Source organism: Roseinatronobacter sp. (assembly GCF_051859525.1).
Lineage (GTDB): Bacteria > Pseudomonadota > Alphaproteobacteria > Rhodobacterales > Rhodobacteraceae > Roseinatronobacter.
In genome coordinates this window covers 549,774-569,954 of the sequence record NZ_JBHYFM010000001.1, presented here as the reverse complement: position 1 = coordinate 569,954, position 20,181 = coordinate 549,774, and the positions used below count along the sequence as shown (strand labels likewise).

The following is a 20,181-nucleotide window of genomic DNA, read 5'->3' as shown; positions in this document are numbered from 1 at the left end:
TTTCATCTGCCTGCGGCTTATGGCAGCGCGGGAATTTCCAGCGCGGGCATTTCACCCGTCAGCGCGTGCATGAAGGCCACAAGGCTGTCCAGCTCTTCGGTGTCGAAGTCCTGCCCCAGCATTTGCTGGCCCATCAACTGCACAGCGTCATGCAGGTTGTCCACCGACCCGTTGTTGAAATACGGATAGGTCACAGCCACGTTGCGCAATGTGGGCGTGCGGAAGGCAAACATGTCCATCTCGTCGCCTGTCACAATAAAGCGCCCTTCATCGGTGGAGCCAGGCAACTCGAAGCGGTGGAAATTGCTGTCGGTCAGCGCAGGGCCGTTATGGCAGGCCACGCAACCCGCATCGACAAACAGTTTCATCCCTTCGACCTGCTGGTCGGTCATCGCGCCTTCATCCCCGCGCAGATAGCGGTCAAAGGGGGAATTCGGCGTGTTCAGCGTCCTCTCGAAGCTGGCAATCGCGAAAGCAATGTTTTCAGCGCGGATCGGATCATCTTCGCCAGGGAAAGCGGCGGCGAAATGCTCATGGTAGATGTCAAATTCCTTCAGACGCCGGATGGCGGCTTCCAGATCCATGTTCATCTCGATCTCGGCCTCGATAGGTCCAAGGGCCTGCCCTTCCAGATCAGGCTCGCGCCCGTCCCAGAATTGCGATCCAAGGAAGCCCGAGTTCAGCACCGTTGGCGTGTTGCGGTTGCCCACCTGACCATCGTGCCCCACAGCAGTGGGAATGCGGTCCGACCACCCCAATGCAGGGTTGTGGCAGGTCGCACAGCTGATCACGCCAGAACCGGAAATGCGCGGTTCAAAGAACAGCATTTTGCCCAGTTCAATCTTTTCCGGTGTCAGCGAGTTATTGGCCGGAATGGGCGGCAGCGCAGGCAGCGGCTCGAAGAAGTCCAGATACTCGGCCGCATCACCAGCATGAAGCGCCGATGCGCCCATCGCCAGAAGCATGGCCGTTGCGCCAGTGCGCATCAGAAGTGTAGGGGTCATCTAATCCTCCATTATTCGGGATATTACCCTATTCAGGTTTCGCGTGTCCTTCATATATTCGACCACACACAGGTCCACTGCCTTGATCCAGATCAAGATTTGGAATGATTGTAACTGTTCTGCGGTATATCCGCCCTGCCCCGCGCCCCCGTCCATGACACGCGCCGTCGCACAGGGCGGCGAATGGCGCCGCACCCCAACCTCATAACCGGCCCACGCAAGCCACATTCCGCAGCTCGCCCCGAAATCAGGTATGGTTTGCGTAAAGAATTCCGTGTTGGCGATAGTGGTGAAAGGTTGCGTATGGCGCTGTTCATGGTGACAATGCCCGCAGAAAAGAAAACTCATGCATGAAAAAAGGATCTTTACATGCTCAAGGGAATTGACCCGCGAATTTCGCCGGAAATGCTCCATGCGCTGGCGGCAATGGGGCATGGCGATCAACTGACAATCGTTGATGCAAACTATCCCGCCCATACGGCGGGGCTGCAAACGCCTTGGGGCCATTGTCTTGATTTCGCTGGAAATTCAACAGATGCGCTGGCAGCAATCCTGCAGCTTGTTCCCATCGATCCGTTCGATTCCGAACACCCGCCTGTTCGTGCCATGCAACAGGTTGACACCCCCGACACCCTTGCGGAACCGGTGGTTCAGGCATTGGCGCTGGTGCGCGCGCAGGGCCATGATATTGCCATGACCGAACGCTTCGCCTTCTATAAGGCAGCGGCATCATCCTTCGTGATCATCCGCACACAAGAACGCCGCTTCTATGGAAATTTCATATTGCGCAAAGGCGTGATTGCCCCCTGAACGCAGTCCGGCTGTGCCCAAACAGGCGTACCCTAATCCGCGACTGGCGCGCAAACGCCACGCATGCCGCCAGCCGCACCAGCTGTTCAACGTAACCCACCCATAAACGACAGAATCCTTTCCAGCATATCTTGCACTTCATCATGTCTGAATATACGAAGCGAACACCGGATGGGTGGCCGAGTGGTTTAAGGCTCTGGTCTTGAAAACCAGCGTACGTGAAAGCGTACCGTGGGTTCGAATCCCACCCCATCCGCCACTTGCCCCATTGATACGCGTTCTCCCGATCCGGCTGCCGCAGGAGTGGCACATAGAACATAGCGACGCAGCGGGGGCAGTCCTTGGCGGCGGTCAACAATGCGACCACCGAGCTGAACCACCGTGGCCTTCGCGGGGTGGATGCAGGTGAAGCCTCAATTTCATGCAAGAGGTGCTGAACTGCGGGATGTCAGGCACTTAGATGCAAAAAATCCGCAGTGATATTGCACCACTGCGGACACAAGACCGAAATCGTTTCGGTTTTTCGTTATGCTCGCTATGCGCAATCAGGCGTGGATCGCGCCATCGCCACAGGCAAGCGCCGCCTCGCGGACGGCTTCAGAATAGGTCGGGTGGGCGTGGCAGGTGCGTGCAAGATCTTCTGCAGCGGCGCCGAACTCCATTGCGACACAAATTTCATGGATCAAATCCCCCGCATATGGCCCGATAATATGCGCCCCCAGAATGCGGTCTGTATCCTTGTCTGCCAGAAGTTTAACGAAGCCGTCACCTGCGAAATTTGCCTTCGCGCGGCCATTGCCCATGAAACTGAACTTGCCGACCTTGTAGGCGCGGCCTGCCTCTTTCAAGGTTTCTTCGGTTTCGCCGACGGACGCGACTTCCGGCCAGGTATAGATCACACCGGGAATAACGCCGTAATTCACATGACCCGCCTGCCCCGCGATGATTTCGGCGACGGCCATCCCCTCATCCTCGGCCTTATGGGCCAGCATTGGCCCCTCGATCACGTCGCCAATCGCGTAAACCCCGTCAATACTGGTCTTGTAATGCTTGTCAGTGGCGATCTGGCCGCGTTCGGTCAGTTTGACGCCCAGTGCATCCAACCCCAACCCTTCCGTTAGCGGGCGCCGCCCCGTGGCCAGAAGAACGGTATCGGCATCAAGCGAATGCTCGCTGTCATCCTTGCGCAGTTTATAGGTCACAGTGGCCTTGGTTTTGGTCGCCGTGGCCGATTGCACCGCCGCGCCCAGAATGAACTTCATGCCCTGCTTGCCCAGCATCCGCTGGAATGTCTTGGCAACTTCGCCATCATTGCCCGGAATGATGCGGTCCAGATATTCAACCACTGTCACTTCGGCCCCGAGTCGCGCATAGACCGACCCCATTTCCAGCCCGATCACACCCGCACCGATCACGACCATTTTCTTGGGGATCTTGCCCAGCTCAAGTGCGCCGGTCGAGGTGACGATGATCTTCTCATCGACCTTGACACCGTTCAGCGGGCTGGATTCGGAACCCGAGGCGATGACGATCTTCTTGGCGTCATAGGTCTTGTCGCCGACCTGCACCTTGCCAGCTTCCGGGATGGAGGCCCAGCCCTTGATCCAGTCAACCTTGTTCTTCTTGAACAGGAATTCAATGCCCTTGGTGTTCTGCCCGATCACGTCCGACTTATACCCCAGCATTTTCTTCCAATCGACCTTGGGTTTCGCCCCGGTCAGGCCCATGGCATCGAAATTATGCTCGGCCTCGTGCAGTTGATGGGTTGCATGCAACAGCGCCTTGGACGGGATGCAGCCGACATTCAGGCAGGTGCCGCCCAATGTGTCGCGGCCTTCCACGCACGCCACTTTCAGGCCAAGCTGGGCTGCACGAATGGCACAGACATAGCCGCCGGGGCCAGCGCCGATTACGATAAGGTCGTAGGACATGTAAGGTGTCTCCCTTGGTCAGCGGTGGCCGGACAGCGTGTTTGTGTCGCGTATCACCGTGGAAATAAGACAAAAATGAAGGATCAGGGCAGGATTGCAACCACCAGTATCACCAAAGTGGACAAAAAACCCACCGCCCAGATCAGCGACCGCCACGGGTTCAAACCATAGGCATAGGCCGGAATATACAGGATGCGTGCGATCAGATAGGCATAGGCACATGCGGCCGTCAGGCCGCTGGACTGGCCGGAGATACTGATCACCGTGGCGGCAATGCCAAACAGGATCAGCCCCTCGAAATGGTTGTTCAGCGCACGTTGCAGGCGGGCGGTGCGTTTTGACAACGGCGTTTCAGGGGCGTAATCGCGGCTGCCGCCGGTATATCTGGTGCCCAGTTCAAGATTGGCGGGAATGGCAAACAGGATGAATTGCCCCATTTGCAAGAGGGCCGCGAGGGTGAGGGCTGTGAGTTCGGGGGTCATTCAAATGCCCTGACGTTGGAGACAACCGTAACCACACCCACAAAAAAAGATAATACCGCTAATCCGGTAATAGTGATCACCACTGGAACAAACCATCCATCTGTTCGTTTCGGCAGCACGGGATATGGGCTAGCCTGCTGTGAAACATAATATGTGTATGCGATTGAAACGAAGCTAAAGAAAATCCCCGCTAGAAAGGCATACATCGCGCATTGGATTTTCTCCAAAGGCACCATGAACATCGACTGTGCGGCGGAGTTGCCGATGAAAGTCAGCAATACGACGAAAGCGCCACTGTTTAGGGTAACAATAGTTTTCAGACCCAATATACCCACTTCGCGTACCGCATGAATGCCGGACCTGAAATGCTCGAGTGAGACATCTTGGTCGAAAGTTCTTTTCTCGGTCATTTTTAACTATCCGGTAGCGGGATCGGCGCGCGCGATGGCGCACCGAATATCTTTCGAGTTTGCATAACTAATACAACTCACAAATCCATCAACAACCGGCGCGGATCCTCCAGCGCTTCCTTGACGCGCACAAGGAAAGTCACTGCGCCCTTGCCGTCGACGATCCGGTGGTCATAGGACAGCGCCAGATACATCATCGGGCGGGCAACGATCTGGCCGCCGACAACCATCGGGCGTTCCTGAATCTTGTGCATGCCAAGAATACCCGATTGCGGCGGGTTCAGAATGGGCGAGGACATCAGCGAGCCATAGACCCCGCCATTGGAAATGGTGAAGCTGCCGCCCTGCATTTCGGCCATGGACAGCTTGCCGTCCCGCGCGCGTTTGCCCATTTCGGCGATGCGCTTTTCAATCTCGGCAAAGCCCATCTTATGCGCGTCACGCAGCACCGGAACCACCAGCCCGCTGGGCGTGCCAACGGCGACACCCATATGAACGTAGTTCTTGTAAACCACATCGGTGCCGTCAATTTCGGCATTCACTTCGGGCACTTCGTTCAGCGCATGGCAGCACGCTTTCACAAAGAAGGACATGAAGCCCATCTTAACACCGTGCTTCTTCTCGAACTGGTCCTTGTATTCCTTGCGCAACTCCATAATGCCGCCCATGTCGGCTTCATTATAGGTGGTCAGCATGGCGGCAGTGTTCTGCGCATCCTTCAGGCGGCGTGCAATGGTCTGGCGCAGGCGTGTCATCTTCACACGCTCTTCGCGCGCGGCGTCATCTGCCGCAACCGGCGCACGCGGGGCAGCGGCAGGGGTGGGCGCTGCCTGTGCAGCCGCAGGTTGCGCCGCAGGGGCTGACGCGGCTTTCTGCACGTCTTCCTTCATTATGCGACCGTCACGGCCGGTGCCGGTCACCTGATCGGCGGACAGCCCCTTTTCAGCCATCAGCTTCTTTGCAGATGGCGCATCCTCGACATCGCGGCCGGCGGAACCGGACGTGGCCGCAGGGGCTTGCGTATCAGCCGCAGCCGTTGCCACAGCGCCGCCCGAAATTACCGCCAGTTTGGCGCCCGCGCCAACTGTGCTGCCTTCTTCCACCAGAATTTCGGCCAGAACACCAGATGCGGGTGCAGGCACTTCGACGGACACCTTGTCCGTTTCCAACTCGCACAGTATCTCGTCCTGCTCGACCGCGTCGCCCGGTTTCTTGAACCAGCTTGCCACTGTCGCCTCGGACACGCTTTCCCCCAAGGCAGGGACCATCACGTCCACGCTTTCTTGTGCGTCCTGCTGGGGGGCAGCGGCGGGTTTGGCATCGGCTTTGGGGGCTTTGCTGGGGGTTTCGGCAGCGCCTGGCTCGCTTATCATGGCCAGCAGCGCATCAACGCCAACAGTGTCGCCTTCCTGGGCAACAATCTCGCCCAATGTGCCTGCCACGGGGGAAGGCACCTCGACGGTCACCTTATCGGTTTCCAGTTCACACAGCATTTCATCCACAGCGACTGCGTCACCGGGCTTCTTGAACCAGGTGGCGACTGTTGCCTCGGACACGCTTTCGCCCAGTGTGGGCACTCGAACTTCGGTGGACATGGTCTTGTTATCCCTCGATTGTCAGCGCTTCATTCACGAGCGCTTCTTGTTGTGCTTTATGTTGACTGGCAAGCCCTGTCGCCGGTGAGGCACTTGCCGTGCGGCCCACATAGCGGGGGCGTTTGCTGGCCCCTTTCAGACGTCCCAGAACCCATTCGATATTCGGTTCAATGAAGCTCCATGCGCCCTGATTCTTGGGCTCTTCCTGACACCAGACCACCTCGGCGTTGGGGAAGCGTTCCAACTCCTTCAGCAGGGCCATCGCAGGGAAAGGATAGAACTGTTCCACGCGCAGCAGATAGATATCCTTGATCCCGCGTGCATCACGTTCTTCCAGCAGGTCGAAATAGACCTTACCGGAACACATGACCACACGCTTGACCTTGTCATCCGCAACCAGTTTGGTGCTGCTATTGCCCTTCTGCGCATCATCCCACAGCACCCGATGGAAACTTGACCCTTCGGTGAAATCGGCTGCTTCGGAAATGCACAGCTTGTGGCGCAGCAGTGATTTCGGCGTCATCAGAACCAGCGGCTTGCGGAAGCTGCGGTGGATCTGGCGGCGCAGAATGTGGAAATAGTTGGCAGGGGTCGAGCAGTTGGCAACGATCCAGTTATCCTGCGCGCACATCTGCAAGAAGCGTTCCAGTCGCGCAGAACTGTGTTCCGGACCCTGCCCTTCAAACCCGTGCGGCAGCAGCATGACCAGACCGGACATGCGTAACCACTTGCTTTCGCCGGAACTGATGAACTGGTCGAACATGATTTGTGCGCCATTGGCGAAATCGCCAAACTGTGCTTCCCACATGACCAGCGCGTTCGGTTCGGCCAGTGAATAGCCATATTCGAACCCAAGCACGGCATATTCGGACAGCATGGAGTCGATGACTTCGTATCGCGCCTGCCCTTCCTTGATGTTGTTCAAGGGATAATAGCGGTCCTCGCTTTCCTGATCGATGAAGGCCGAATGGCGCTGGCTGAATGTACCGCGCGTGGAATCCTGTCCTGCCAGCCGCACAGGATACCCTTCGGTCACGAGCGAGCCGAAAGCCAGCGCTTCGGCTGTGGCCCAGTCGAACCCGCGCCCCGAGGCTAACATTTCTTTCTTCGCTTCCAGCTGGCGCACAACTGTCTTGTGAATATTGAACCCGTCCGGATAGCGCGTCAGCGCAGCGCCCACTTCCGCCATCGTTTCGCTGGGGATAGAGGTTTGCCCGCGTTGGTATTCCTCGCCCTCCCGGTTCAGGTGGGACCAACGCCCGTCCAGCCAGTCGGCCTTGTTCGGTTTGTAGGTCTTGCCGGTCTCGAATTCTTCGTTCAGATGCGCCTGAAACGCAGCTTTCATGTCGTCAATCTCGCCTTCGGGGATCAACCCGTCCGCGACCAGACGTTCCGTATACAGCTGCAATGTCGATTTGTGCTTCTTGATGCGGGTGTACATAGCCGGGTTTGTGAACATCGGCTCGTCGCCTTCGTTATGGCCGAAACGGCGATAACAGAACACATCGATAACCACATCTTTCAGGAATTTCTGGCGGAACTCCGTTGCCACCTTGGCCGCATGCACCACCGCTTCGGGGTCATCGCCATTCACATGGAAAATGGGGGCCTCGACCATCAGCGCGATGTCAGTCGGGTATGGCGAGGAGCGGCTGAAATGCGGCGCGGTGGTGAACCCGATCTGGTTGTTCACAACCAGATGGATTGTCCCGCCGGTGCGGTGGCCGCGCAGGCCGGACAGGCCGAACCCTTCGGCAATGATACCCTGCCCGGCAAACGCCGCGTCACCATGCAACAACACGCCCAGAACCTGACGGCGTTCCGCATCACCGATCTGGTCCTGCTTCGCGCGCACCTTGCCCAGAACAACAGGGTTCACCGCTTCCAGATGCGACGGGTTGGCCGTCAGTGACAGGTGCACCGTGTTGCCGTCAAATTCGCGGTCTGACGATGCACCAAGGTGGTATTTCACATCGCCCGACCCATCAACATCTTCGGGCTTGAAACTGCCGCCCTGAAATTCGTTGAAGATCGCGCGGTAAGGTTTGCCCATCACATTGGCCAGAATGTTCAAACGGCCCCGATGCGGCATGCCAACGGCGATTTCGCGCACACCCAGCGCACCACCGCGCTTGATAATCTGCTCCATCGCGGGAATGACCGCTTCGCCCCCGTCCAGACCGAAGCGCTTGGTGCCCATATATTTGACATGCAGGAATTTTTCAAAACCTTCGGCCTGCACCAGCTTGTCCAGAATGGCGCGGCGCCCGCGTTTGGTGAACTGGATTTCCTTGCCCAGCCCCTCAATACGCTCTTTCAGCCATGACACTTGTTCAGGGTTGGAAATATGCATGAATTGCAGCGCGAATGTGCCGCAATAGGTGCGTTGCAATATCTCGATAATCTCGCGCAGCGATGCGACTTCAAGCCCCAGAACATTGTCGATGAAGATCGGGCGGTCCATGTCAGCTTCGGTGAAGCCATAGGACCGCGGGTCCAGTTCGGGATGGGGTTCTTCGCGTTGCAGGCCCAGCGGGTCCAGATCGGCCACCAGATGGCCCCGAATACGGTAGGCGCGAATGATCATCAGCGCACGCAAACTGTCGAGGACCGCACCGCGCACCTGTTCGGTGGTCAGGGTGACACCTTTTTCAGCGGCTTTTGCGGTGATCTTCTCGGCGGCGGCATCGGCTTCGACTGCGGCAGGCTTCGCGCCTTGTTTTGCGGCGGGCGCGATCGGCCACTCCCCCGTCAGCGCGGCGGTCAGATCGTCGTTCGGCACCGGCGGCCAGTCGCGGCGCGCCCAGCTGGGACCAGCGGCGGCGCGTGATGCATCTGCCTCGGTCTCGCCAAGGGCGCGGAAATACTCCGCCCAGGCCGCATCGACCGAGGACGGGTCCGCCGCATGGCGTGCCTGCAGCGCTTCAACATAATCGGTATTATGCCCTTGCAGGAAATCCTGCGCGTTCAACTGCTCATTCGGGCTTTGGTCATTCATGTCAGCACCTTTGTGCTACGGTAAAAATTATGCGCGTCACTGCACGCGCGGTTCAGGGCCATAGGTGTTTGGCCCACGCTGGCTGGGGCGGGACATCCAGTACACGATAACCAGCCCTGCCAGTATCTGAACGATGGACATACCCCCAACAATCCCGTCAGGCCCGCCCCGCACACCAAGGCCGAACGGGGACAGAACAAGGCCCAGCATATGCTGGAACACCGAGCCGGAGACAAACGTGCTGGCCACCACAATCGCAGACGGCACCAGCAGGAACCAGCCGGGGCGGCCGGTATCTTGCAACCGCCGCCAGCCCACGGCCAGAAATGGCACGAACACGGCGATCTGGAACGCACGCAAGACAATCCCGCCAGTCGTCCCGCGAATGGCAAGTTCAAGCACGCTCACGATACCGGCCCCGCCAAAGACGAAGGCAAAGAACAACCAGTATTCGGGGCGACGTGATCGCCCCGAAAATGTAAACGCGTTTCGGAAACCATTCACAATGGCCTGCGTTCTGGTCATGGTCTGCGCCCTCCCCCTGGCGGGATCGTGTTACTTGCCGATCGCTTTCAGCACAGCCTCGCCCAGACCGGCTGGGCTGTCGGCAACGATGATCCCGGCGCTTTTCATCGCCTCGATCTTGTCGTCAGCACCGCCCTTGCCACCGGCAACAATCGCACCTGCATGGCCCATGCGCCGCCCCGGAGGGGCCGTGCGGCCGGCAATGAAGCCCGCGCAGGGTTTGGACCGCCCGCGTTTTGCTTCGTCTTTCAGGAATTGCGCGGCTTCTTCTTCGGCACTGCCCCCGATTTCCCCGATCATGATGATCGATTCGGTTTCATCATCGGCCAAAAACCATTCCAAAACGTCAAGATGCTCGGTCCCTTTGATGGGATCGCCCCCGATACCCACACAAGTGGACTGGCCCAGCCCCACATCGGTGGTCTGCTTCACCGCCTCATAGGTCAATGTGCCCGAACGCGAGACAACACCGACCGACCCGCGGCGGTGAATATGGCCCGGCATGATGCCGATCTTGCACGCATCCGGCGTGATGACACCGGGGCAGTTCGGCCCGATCAGCACCGACTTGCTGTCGATCAGCGCGCGTTTGACGCGCATCATGTCCAGAACGGGAATCCCTTCGGTGATGCAGACAATCAGGTCCATTTCCGCATCAATGGCTTCCAGAATGGAATCCGCAGCGAAGGGCGGCGGCACATAGATGACGGTTGCATTCGCTTCGGTCACGGCCTTCGCTTCATGCACGGAATTGAACACCGGCAGGTCCAGATGGGTTTGCCCACCCTTGCCCGGCGTTACCCCGCCAACCATTTTCGTGCCGTAAGCAATGGCCTGTTCGGAATGGAACGTCCCCTGAGAGCCGGTAAACCCCTGACAGATGACTTTCGTGTGTTTGTCGACAAGAACTGCCATCAGACTTACCCCTTCACCGCTTTGACGATCTTTTCAGCCGCATCCGACAGGTTGTCGGCAGCAATCACATTCAGGCCCGAGTTGCGGATGATATCCTTGCCCAGATCCACATTCGTGCCTTCCAGACGCACGACCAGCGGCACTTGCAGACCCACATCCTTGACAGCGGCAATCACGCCTTCAGCAATGATATCGCAACGCATGATACCCCCGAAGATATTGACAAGAATACCTTTTACATTGGGGTCAGAGGTGATGATCTTGAACGCTTCGGTGACTTTTTCCTTGGTCGCACCACCGCCCACATCCAAAAAGTTGGCGGGTTCGGCACCATACAGCTTGATGATATCCATCGTGGCCATCGCCAGACCGGCACCATTGACCATGCAGCCAATCTCGCCATCCAGCGCGATGTAGTTCAGGTCATATTTGCTGGCGGCCAGTTCCTTGGGGTCTTCTTCCGTTTCATCGCGCAGGGCCAGAATATCGGCCTGGCGATACAGAGAATTGGAATCGAACCCCATTTTGGCGTCAAGGCATTTCATGTCACCGTCAGTGGTCACGATCAGCGGGTTGATTTCAACCATCTCCGCGTCACGTTCGACAAACAGCTTATACAGCTTGTTCACCAGATCGACACATTGCTTGACCTGCTTGCCTTCCAGACCCAGCGCGAAGGCCACGCGGCGACCATGGAAGCCCTGAATGCCGGTTGCCGGATCAACGCTGAAGGACAGGATTTTCTCGGGCGTGGACTCGGCCACTTCCTCGATATCCATGCCGCCTTCGGTTGACACAACGAAGCTGATGCGGCTGGTCACACGGTCCACCAGAAGCGCCAGATACAATTCGCGCGAAATATCGGACCCGTCTTCGATATAGATGCGGTTGACCTGCTTGCCTGCCGGACCTGTCTGGTGCGTTACCAGTGTGCGGCCGAGCATCTGCTTGGTCATTTCTTCGGCTTCGCTGACGGATTTGGCCAGACGCACGCCACCTTTTTCACCGGCAGATGCTTCCTGAAAATGCCCTTTGCCGCGACCACCTGCATGGATCTGCGCCTTGACGACCCATAGCGGCCCGTCCAGTTCACCGGCCGCAGTCTTGGCTTCTTCTGCGCGGAAAACAATGCGGCCATCCGACACGGGCACCCCGTAAGAGCGCAAAAGCCCTTTCGCCTGATACTCATGAATATTCATGAAACTGTCCCATTTTCTGTGTTATCTCGAATTGTGCATGCCAGATTCCAGCCAAAAAACAATGAATAACTGCTGCAAAATTTCGCTATCGGCAGAAAATATGATTTTTGTGATCACACCCTTAAAAGCTGTGATCACAAAATGCCGCATCAAGGAAAGACATCACGAAACCGTGATCGGCAGGGTGGTGGTCTGTCGACAAATGAAAAGGGCCGCGCAATCGCGCGGCCCCGACACTGGAATACCCGAACTGCCAATCATGCAAGGCTGGGATCAATGCCCTTGCACGCATCGACAAGGCCGCGCACTGCCGCGACCGAGCTGTCGAACATTGCCTGTTCGTCTTTGGTCAGCTTGATATCGGCAATCTTCTCGATGCCGCCGGCGCCAATGATGGTTGGAACGCCCACATACATGCCCTTCAGGCCGAATTCGCCATCGCAATAGGCCGCGCATGGCAACAGGCGTTTCTGGTCTTTCAGATAGGCTTCGGCCATCTCAATGGCGCTGGTCGCAGGGGCGTAGAATGCCGAACCGGTTTTCAGCAGGCCCACAATCTCGGCACCGCCGTCGCGGGTGCGCTGGACAATCGCATCCAGCTTGTCCTGCGTGGTCCAGCCCATGGATACAAGGTCAGGCAAGGGAATGCCAGCAACGGTCGAGTAGCGCACCAGCGGCACCATTGTGTCGCCATGCCCGCCCAGCACAAACGCCGTAACATCACGCATGGACACGTTGAATTCCACACTCAGGAAATGGCGGAAACGCGCGCTGTCCAGAACGCCGGCCATGCCGACGACCTTGTTATGCGGCAAGCCGGAAAATTCGCGTAGTGCCCAGACCATTGCATCCAGCGGGTTCGTGATGCAGATGACAAAGGCGTTCGGGGCGTGATCGCGGATCCCCTCACCCACCGATTTCATGACCTTCAGGTTAATGCCCAGCAGGTCATCGCGGCTCATGCCCGGTTTGCGTGGAACACCGGCGGTTACGATGCAGACATCCGCACCAGCAATATCGGCGTAATCAGTCGTGCCCTTCAGCGCGGCATCAAACCCTTCGGAAGGGCCGGATTCAGCAATATCAAGCGCCTTGCCCTGTGGTGTGCCATCGGCAATATCAAACAGAACTACATCGCCAAGTTCCTTGATCGCAGCAAGATGGGCAAGCGTGCCGCCAATCTGTCCAGCGCCGATCAGTGCAATTTTGGGTCTGGTCATCAGTGATCTCCGGATCGTTTGTGTGACCAGCACTGCCTAGTCCCTTCGCAGCAATCACGCAAGGCCCACGACTGGTGCAAGACCCCCTGATTGCGCCCACATCCGGTATTTTTCGGCAAAACAGTATACAATCGCACACCACATACGCGCTCAATCCCGACTGTCGGGGCCGGTATTGGCAGAATCATTCCGCCTGTCAGCGTTCGGTCAGTTTCAACTCGATACGTCGATTGCGCGCCCGCGCCTGTGGTGTATTTCCGGGATCGACGGGGCGGTATTCCCCGAAACCCGCCGCCGCCAGCCGGAAGGCGGGAAAGCCCATCGTTTCAGTCAGGTAGCGAACGACAGACAAGGCGCGGGCCTGACTAAGTTCCCAGTTATCAGCGAATTCCGCACCGGGCGCGATGGGCAGGTTATCGGTATGGCCGTCAACCTGCAAAACCCAGTCAATCCCCGCCGGTATATTGTCCGATACCTCTTGCAGGATCGAGACGACATTGCCGATCTGCGCGCGGCCCGCAGGGGCCAGATCGGCCGAGCCCAGCTCGAACAACACCTCGGATGAGAAGACGAAGCGGTCGCCAACAATCTCGACGCCAGAACGCCCTTCCAGAACCTGCCGCACCTGCCCGAAAAACTCGGACCGGAACTGTTCCAGCCTTTCACGCTCGGCCGCTTCCAGATCGGCGCGTCGGCGTTCCTCGGCGGCCAGTTGCGCAAGCGCGATGTTCAGATCGGCCCCAAGGCTTTCGATCTGGACATTTGCAGCATCTTCACGCGCGCGCGCCTCGCCCAGCAACTCCTGCAATCCGCCCACCTGCCCGCGCAGGGCCGCGACCTGCTGGTTCAGCAATTCCAGCCTGCGCTGATCCTGTTCGGTTTGGGCCTCTGCCTCGGACAAGGCCGATTGCGCGGCAGCGCGCAGCGCGGCCTGCCGCTCTCGCTCGGACAATTCCGCATCCAGATCGGCCTGAAGGTCAGCCTGCGCGGCGCGCGCCGCAGCCAGCAGGGTCAGGGTTTCTTCGGCACGCGCGCGCTCGGACTCCAATTGCAGGGTCATGGCGGTCAGTTCGGTATCCGCCTGCATCAGCCGCTCACGCAAGGCCTCTGCGGCGGCAGCATCGGCAAGGCGGCGGCGCTCTTCTTCCGTCAAGGCGGTTTCCACATCCGCCAGACGCGCGCGCAGGGCTTCAGCGGCAGCGGCTTCGGCCAGACGCGCGGCTTCAGCGGCGTCAAGGTCCTCGCGGGCGGCGGCCAGATCCTGCGCAATCGCGCTTTGATCCTCGATTGTGGCAAGGCGCGCCTCTTCCGACGCGGCAAGCTGTTGTGCCAGTTGCGCCAGCGACGCCTCCTGCGCCGCCGCATCGGCCTGCGCCTGCGCGAGGGCTGCTTCCACAGCCTCGGCGCGGGCAGCGGCCAGTCGCGCGGCCTGCGTTTCCGCATCCAGTTCGTCGCGCAGACGCGCAAGCGCCAGTTCCATCGCCTCTTGTTCGGAAATCAGCACCTGCTGCGCCGCCTCCAACTCTGCCAGATCGGCGGTCAGTTCCGCCCCTTGCGCAAGCGCGCTGTCACGTTCCCCGATCAGGGCCGCCACCTGCGCTTCAAACTGGCTTATCTGCGCCCGTGCGCTGCTAAGGTCGGCCTCCCTCTCGCTCAACTCTTGCGATAGGCCAGTGATCTGGGCCAGTTGCGCCGCCATCAGGGCGCTTGCATCATCAAGATCGCCTTGCAGACCGGAAACCTGCCCTTCCAAGGATGACACGCGCGCGCGAGACAGGCCCAACGCGTTGACCAGACTGGCCACTTCCGCGCTTAATCCTTCAAGTTCCGTTTCGCGCGCTGTGATCGTGTCGCGCAGCACGAATTGCACAATCATGAAGATTGACAGCACGAACATCAGCACCAGCAACAATGCAGTCATGGCATCGACGAAACCCGGCCAGATTGCGCCACTGACCTCGCGCCGCTGGCCCCTGCCGCGTGCCAGTGGCATACCCTATACCCCCCCGTCGCGGCGCACGCCAAATCCCGCGCGTGACAACTGGCGCACGGCCATTGTCAGGTTGGACAGATCGGACCGCAAATCGGCCGTCGTTTCCAGCCGCCCCGCGGACAATTCTTCGGAAATGCGCAGAAGCTGCCCGTCAATATTGCGCAAACGCAGCCGGATTTCGGCCTCGGCATGGGGACCACCTTCGACCGCGTCCTGACGGTAATAGCCCAGAAGTTCTTCCTGCGCTGTTGCGATCCGTTCCAGCACATCCGCCGATCCATGCCCTGCTGCCCCGCCAAGCCCGCCTTCGGCCATGCGGTCAATGGCCTGCACCAGATACCCAAGCGCCTGATCCAGTTGCCCGCGTTCGTGATCTGCCTGCACCTGCTGGCGGTGCATCGCTTCCATCTGCTCGGCCATCGCGTCTAGAACCTGAACAACCGCGCCCATCTCGCCGCCCTGTTCGGTGTCGGCTGCGGCGACACCAAGGCGTGTGATGGAACTTAGCCATTCTTCAAGCTGGCGGTAAAACCGGTTCTGGCCGTGACCGGCGAACAATTCCAGCAATCCAACAACCAACGATCCTGCAAGCCCCAACAAAGAGGACGAGAAGGCCGTGCCCATGCCCCCAAGCTGCGCTTCAAGCCCGCTCATCAGGTTGTCAAAGACCTGAATACCAGTTTCGTTATCTTCCGGCGCAAGCGATCTGATTGTATCAACCACAGCCGGAACTGTTGTTGCCAAGCCATAGAACGTGCCCAGAAGGCCAAGAAAAATCAGTAGGTTGATGATATAGCGCGTGATGTCGCGCAATTCGTCCAGCCGTGTCCCCACGGAATCCAGAATGGACCCTGCCGAACTTGAACTGATCTGACTGCCCTGCCCCCGCCCCCGCAAAAGCGCGGCCAGCGGAACCAGCAACGCAGGCGGAACCGTTGCATCATGGCCCGGGGTGCCGGCTGCGAACCCTTCGATCCACACAATCGAGCGGTTCAACTGGATCACCTGCCAAAAGGTGGCGAACACCCCGATGACAAACACCAGAAAGATGAACCCGTTCAGCCAGATATTGGCAAGGAAAATACCCGCCACGCGTGGCAAGGCAAAATAGGTTCCCACCGCGACCAGAACGATGACAAGCAGCATCATCACAATCTGGCGGACGGGGCGGGAAAACTGCGTCTGAACCCCAAGCTGGGATCTGGCCATGTCGGGCTTCCTGATCCTCTGATTTTACCCGCTCACACTAGGTCAGTCAGATCGGGCTGCCAACCGGTGTTTTGGTCCAATGCCAAATTATCATTGAAGATGTTGCCGCGGCGCGCAGCTTTCGGGCAACAGGTAACATGCAAAAGGCCCCGCAATACATGCGGGGCCTTCAGGTGGTGCGCAGATACTCAGGAAGGGTCGGCACCGGTTGGCGCGGCATCGTGCTTGCGGCGGTTATCTTCCATGAACTGGTCGAACTCTGCCTTGTCCTTGGCTTCACGCAACCTGTGCAAGAAGGTGTCGAAGGCGGCCTGTTCATCTTCCAGCCGGCGCAGCGTGTCTGCCTTATAGGCATCGAATGCCGTATTGCCGGAGGACCGCATCATTGCGGCCCCGTGGCGGGCAGTTTTGCGGCAGGATTTTCCAAACATCTGTTTTCCCCAGATCATATAGGCCAGAAGCGCAAGCCCCAAAGGCCAGAACAGAATAAGGGCCAGCACCATCGCGGCGATCCAGCCTGCCTTGCCAAAGCCGTCAAGCCAGCCTTCGGCCTGACGGGCCCATGACATCGGCGCAGTCGTTGTCGTCATGTCGTATCCCTTTCCATGATGAGTTAATGTAATTCACATTTACATATGTGGCAGGTCACACGGAATTTTCAAGCGTCAATGTAAAGGATTTTTACATTTTTTTTCAGGCAAGGCACATGAAGGGGGTGTTTGGCAGGAAATTCAGGTGTCGCAGTCCAGGAACCCCAGTCCGCGCAAATACACACCGACGCCGGTTTCCAGCAATTCCTCGGGTGTGAAGGGCGCGCGGGCACCGGGCGCACCCCGCGCGTAAAGGGCCACGATCCCGTGGCTTAGCGCATTCACATGGGCCGCAAACATCGTTGCTGGCGGTCGCCGGTCGGGGGGCATGCGCGCCGACAGATCAGCCGCAGCACGCAAAAGGACATTATTGGCCCGCGCGCTGGCCGCAGCCAGTTCCTTGCTGGCATTCACCGACACACCTGATTCGAACATGGCTGCATAATGCCCCGGATGCTTGCGCGCGAAGGCCAGATAGGCACGGCCCACCGCCTCGAAGGCAACAAGCGGGGAAGGCTGGCCATCCTTGTAGGCATATTCCAGCAGGTCCGAAAACAACTCGAACCCCTGACGCGCAATCTCGACAATCAGATCGTCGCGGCCGGTAAAATGACGATACGGAGCCGCCGCCGACACATCCGCGCGCTTCGCCGCCTCGGCCATGGTAAACCCTTGCGGTCCGGTTTCCGCAATCAGTTCAAGCGCGGCGTCAACCAATGCCTGCCGCAGATTGCCATGATGGTAGCCCCGTTTGGCCATGTGTGCCCTGTGCGCCCTGCGTGATTGCCTTCCCCTGTCATAGAACAAACCCGACAAAAGGGGAAATCGGTTTTCGGCCGCGCTTATGATGAATCAACATCTTAGCGGCACGGGTCCGGACGGGGTCATTTCTTGTGACAGGTCGAATTCACGAAATAGACCGCTATGGCTTGCATTGCCTTGCCCAACCCCTTAGATACCCCCGCGAGAGGCTGGCGCGGGCGAACGCCTTGCCAACCCGGTCAGGTCCGGAAGGAAGCAGCCGCAGCATTTTCCGTTCGGGTCGCTGTCCAGTCTCTCACCTTCAATTATCCGGAATTTTGCACCACAGGTTGCGCGCAGATATTACGGCGCAAGGCTGCGAAGATAATCGAATAGCGCAGCCCCACCTTGTCGCAATTCGACATGCATATCCGCACTGGCCTGCGGATCGCCGGTCACGCTGCGCAAGAACTGGTCGGGATTGGCCAGATATGCCACGAAATTGTCCCGCGTCCAGCTGACCCCGCGCGAACGCGCCGCGCGCATGGCATCTGAATAAAACCGGAAGTCACCATCGGCCCCAGCGGTGCGGCCCGCAATTCCATACAGGTTCGGGCCACTGCGCCCGCCGCGCGCCAGAACCGACCCGTCCGGCGCGGTGACGGAATGGCATGTCCGGCAATCCGACCACATACGTTCGCCCGCCTGCACAGCCGGCGCGATCACGGCCAAAGCCACGGCCAACAAGACATTCCCAATACGCTGTTTCACCACGCCCCCTTCAGGAGTTTACTGCACCACATTATAGCATTGCCCCTTGTCGACACAAGGACGCGCGCGTGATCCATCTGTCAGGGTTTCAGGCGATACCCCTTGCGCAGCCAGACCCAACACAGCAGGCAAACCCCCAGCGCCGTTGCCGACACCACCACCAACCCCAGCATAGGGGACGCGTCCGATGCACCGATCATGCCATAGCGCGCCCCGTCAATCAGATAGAAGACCGGATTGAACCGGCTGATAGCCTCCAGCACGGGGGGCAGGCTGGAGATGGAATAGAATGTCCCCGACAAGAAGGACAAAGGCACCACGATAAAATTTGTAATCGCGGCAATCTGATCGAATTTATTGGAAATAATCCCCGCCGCAATGCCGATCGCGCCCAGCAGCACGGCCCCAAGGGTCAGGAAGGCCAGCAACCACATGGGACGGGCCACCCCCAGCCCCAGCGTGATCCACAATGCCAGCGCAATGACCACGCCCACAAACAGCCCGCGCACGACCCCGCCCGCCAGATAGCCCAGCACCAGTTCCAGTGGTGACAATGGTGGCATCAGCGTATCAACGATATTTCCCTGCACCTTGGAAATCACGATAGAGGATGACGTGTTGGCGAAACTGTTCTGGATAACCGTCATCATAAGAATACCGGGGGCCAGAAACTGGATGAACGGCACGCCCAGAACCTCGCCGCGTGCAGGCCCGATTGCGAGGGAGAACACCGCCAGAAACAAACCCGCCGTCACCAGTGGCGCGGCAAGCGTCTGGGTCCAGACCACAAGAAACCGCATCACCTCTCGTCCGGCAAGGGCCTGTAGTCCCAGCCAGTTCATGCGCCCGAATCTGCGCATTCCCATGTCATACCTGTCCGGCTGATGTATCTTTTGATCCAACATTTATACTGCCCTTTCCGGCTTTGGTGTCAGTTTCGCACGCTTGGTCATTGTATTTATGTGGCGTGGCTTGTATTTCACCACCTTGTCCATACACTTGGGCAATAGAATTCCAAACGGGGCGCGTGACAAGCCCGCCCTGCCGCCAGCCGTGGAGCATATGATGTCCTGGACCGACGAACGGGTCGAATTGCTAAAGAAAATGTGGATGGAGGGGCAGTCCGCCTCTCAAATCGCCAAGGAACTGGGCGGTGTTACGCGCAACGCAGTCATCGGCAAGGTGCACAGGCTTGGCCTGTCCAACCGGACCGCCACAGACGCAGACACCCCGCCCGCCCCGCAATCCCCCCCTCAGGCGCAGGGCGGACCCTCTGGTCCCCGCACAGCGCCCGACACCCCGCCGAAGCGGCCAGAGGCCCCGCAAACCGCTGCACCGGCTGAAGCTGCTGCGCCTGTGGTGGATCTGGCACAAGCCAAGGCGGAACGCGCGGCACGCCCCACCCCGCCAGAACCGGCCCCTGAACCGCAGGCGGCCCCCGCCAGCGAAGTCATCCCCGCCCCGGCAGCCTATACACCGCGCCCGATTATCCCCGCGGGTCAACCTCTTCCGCCGCAACCGTCCACCGACGAAATCGACCCCGAAGCCCTTGCCACTGTGCGCGAGATTGAAAAAACGGCGCGCAAACTGTCATTGCTTGAATTGACGGAACGCACCTGCAAATGGCCCATCGGTGACCCGGCCACGGATGACTTCTGGTTTTGCGGCCTGCCGGTCAAACCGGGAAAGCCCTACTGCGAAGCGCATGTAGCTGTCGCATTTCAACCCATGAGCAGCAGACGCGACCGCAAACGCTGATGCAGTGCCAGGCTGCGCCATTGCGTTAGA

Annotated in this window: 18 protein-coding genes, 1 tRNA gene and 1 other RNA gene; 4 read left to right on the top strand and 16 right to left on the bottom strand. The window is 58.9% G+C overall.

Translation table 11 applies throughout. From position 1 onward, the window contains the following. Nucleotides 1–17: 17 nt before the first annotated feature. Nucleotides 18–1,004 carry a cytochrome-c peroxidase gene (locus ACTIE1_RS02810; protein WP_439559886.1) on the bottom strand — a complete coding sequence of 329 codons (987 nt, stop codon included), beginning with the start codon at nt 1,002–1,004 and terminating at the stop codon, nt 18–20. A 369-nt stretch (nt 1,005–1,373) separates the two neighbouring features. Between ACTIE1_RS02810 and ACTIE1_RS02805 the strand changes: the two genes are divergently transcribed. Beyond that, nucleotides 1,374–1,814, top strand: a complete 441-nt coding sequence (locus tag ACTIE1_RS02805; RefSeq protein WP_439559887.1) for an RbsD/FucU family protein — start codon at nt 1,374–1,376, stop codon at nt 1,812–1,814. Nucleotides 1,815–1,983: 169 nt separating this feature from the next. After that, nucleotides 1,984–2,073: transfer RNA gene (locus tag ACTIE1_RS02800), tRNA-Ser, on the top strand. 286 nt (nt 2,074–2,359) lie between these two features. Here the strand turns inward: ACTIE1_RS02800 and lpdA are convergent. The 13 genes from lpdA to ACTIE1_RS02735 all read right to left on the bottom strand — a co-directional run bounded on the left by lpdA (nt 2,360) and on the right by ACTIE1_RS02735 (nt 17,640). Beyond that, on the bottom strand, nt 2,360–3,745 hold the full coding sequence (gene lpdA, locus ACTIE1_RS02795; protein WP_439559910.1) for a dihydrolipoyl dehydrogenase: 1,386 nt from the start codon (nt 3,743–3,745) through the stop codon (nt 2,360–2,362). A gap of 83 nt (nt 3,746–3,828) precedes the next feature. Next, nucleotides 3,829–4,227: an MAPEG family protein gene (locus ACTIE1_RS02790; protein WP_439559911.1), complete on the bottom strand. Its 399-nt coding sequence runs from the start codon at nt 4,225–4,227 to the stop codon at nt 3,829–3,831. Next, entirely contained in the window at nt 4,224–4,637 is a 414-nt protein-coding gene (locus ACTIE1_RS02785; protein ID WP_439559912.1) for a hypothetical protein, read from the bottom strand. The genes ACTIE1_RS02790 and ACTIE1_RS02785 overlap by 4 nt, the downstream gene beginning before the upstream one ends. A gap of 77 nt (nt 4,638–4,714) precedes the next feature. Further along, nucleotides 4,715–6,232, bottom strand: coding sequence for a 2-oxoglutarate dehydrogenase complex dihydrolipoyllysine-residue succinyltransferase (odhB, locus tag ACTIE1_RS02780; protein ID WP_439559913.1), 1,518 nt, complete (start codon nt 6,230–6,232; stop codon nt 4,715–4,717). Nucleotides 6,233–6,239: 7 nt separating this feature from the next. After that, complete coding sequence (locus tag ACTIE1_RS02775; RefSeq protein ID WP_439559914.1) at nt 6,240–9,230, bottom strand: 2-oxoglutarate dehydrogenase E1 component; 2,991 nt, start codon at nt 9,228–9,230, stop codon at nt 6,240–6,242. A 36-nt stretch (nt 9,231–9,266) separates the two neighbouring features. Continuing rightward, complete coding sequence (locus ACTIE1_RS02770) at nt 9,267–9,755, bottom strand: DUF805 domain-containing protein (RefSeq protein ID WP_439563247.1); 489 nt, start codon at nt 9,753–9,755, stop codon at nt 9,267–9,269. Nucleotides 9,756–9,785: 30 nt separating this feature from the next. Then, nucleotides 9,786–10,670 carry a succinate--CoA ligase subunit alpha gene (gene sucD, locus ACTIE1_RS02765; RefSeq protein WP_439559916.1) on the bottom strand — a complete coding sequence of 295 codons (885 nt, stop codon included), beginning with the start codon at nt 10,668–10,670 and terminating at the stop codon, nt 9,786–9,788. A 5-nt stretch (nt 10,671–10,675) separates the two neighbouring features. Continuing rightward, on the bottom strand, nt 10,676–11,869 hold the full coding sequence (gene sucC, locus ACTIE1_RS02760) for an ADP-forming succinate--CoA ligase subunit beta (protein WP_439559917.1): 1,194 nt from the start codon (nt 11,867–11,869) through the stop codon (nt 10,676–10,678). Nucleotides 11,870–12,126: 257 nt separating this feature from the next. After that, complete coding sequence (gene mdh / locus ACTIE1_RS02755) at nt 12,127–13,089, bottom strand: malate dehydrogenase (protein WP_439559918.1); 963 nt, start codon at nt 13,087–13,089, stop codon at nt 12,127–12,129. A gap of 196 nt (nt 13,090–13,285) precedes the next feature. Then, complete coding sequence (locus ACTIE1_RS02750) at nt 13,286–15,082, bottom strand: peptidoglycan -binding protein (RefSeq protein WP_439559919.1); 1,797 nt, start codon at nt 15,080–15,082, stop codon at nt 13,286–13,288. Nucleotides 15,083–15,085: 3 nt separating this feature from the next. After that, the gene (locus tag ACTIE1_RS02745) at nt 15,086–16,291 is read right to left on the bottom strand and encodes a biopolymer transporter ExbB (RefSeq protein WP_439559920.1); all 1,206 of its coding nucleotides are present in this window, start codon (nt 16,289–16,291) and stop codon (nt 15,086–15,088) included. Between the two features lie 188 nt (nt 16,292–16,479). Further along, on the bottom strand, nt 16,480–16,881 hold the full coding sequence (locus tag ACTIE1_RS02740; RefSeq protein WP_439559921.1) for a DUF2852 domain-containing protein: 402 nt from the start codon (nt 16,879–16,881) through the stop codon (nt 16,480–16,482). 141 nt (nt 16,882–17,022) lie between these two features. Beyond that, nucleotides 17,023–17,640, bottom strand: coding sequence for a TetR/AcrR family transcriptional regulator (locus ACTIE1_RS02735; protein WP_439559922.1), 618 nt, complete (start codon nt 17,638–17,640; stop codon nt 17,023–17,025). A 205-nt stretch (nt 17,641–17,845) separates the two neighbouring features. Here ACTIE1_RS02735 and ffs point away from each other — a divergent pair. Next, an RNA gene (gene ffs / locus ACTIE1_RS02730) (signal recognition particle sRNA small type) lies at nt 17,846–17,944 on the top strand. 41 nt (nt 17,945–17,985) lie between these two features. Here ffs and ACTIE1_RS02725 read toward each other — a convergent pair. Beyond that, nucleotides 17,986–18,393, bottom strand: a complete 408-nt coding sequence (locus ACTIE1_RS02725; RefSeq protein WP_439563246.1) for a c-type cytochrome — start codon at nt 18,391–18,393, stop codon at nt 17,986–17,988. Nucleotides 18,394–18,473: 80 nt separating this feature from the next. After that, nucleotides 18,474–19,298, bottom strand: coding sequence for an ABC transporter permease (locus tag ACTIE1_RS02720; RefSeq protein ID WP_439563245.1), 825 nt, complete (start codon nt 19,296–19,298; stop codon nt 18,474–18,476). A gap of 160 nt (nt 19,299–19,458) precedes the next feature. On the opposite strand from ACTIE1_RS02720, the gene ACTIE1_RS02715 reads away from it, so the two are divergent. After that, on the top strand, nt 19,459–20,151 hold the full coding sequence (locus ACTIE1_RS02715) for a GcrA family cell cycle regulator (RefSeq protein ID WP_439559925.1): 693 nt from the start codon (nt 19,459–19,461) through the stop codon (nt 20,149–20,151). Nucleotides 20,152–20,181 lie beyond the last annotated feature (30 nt).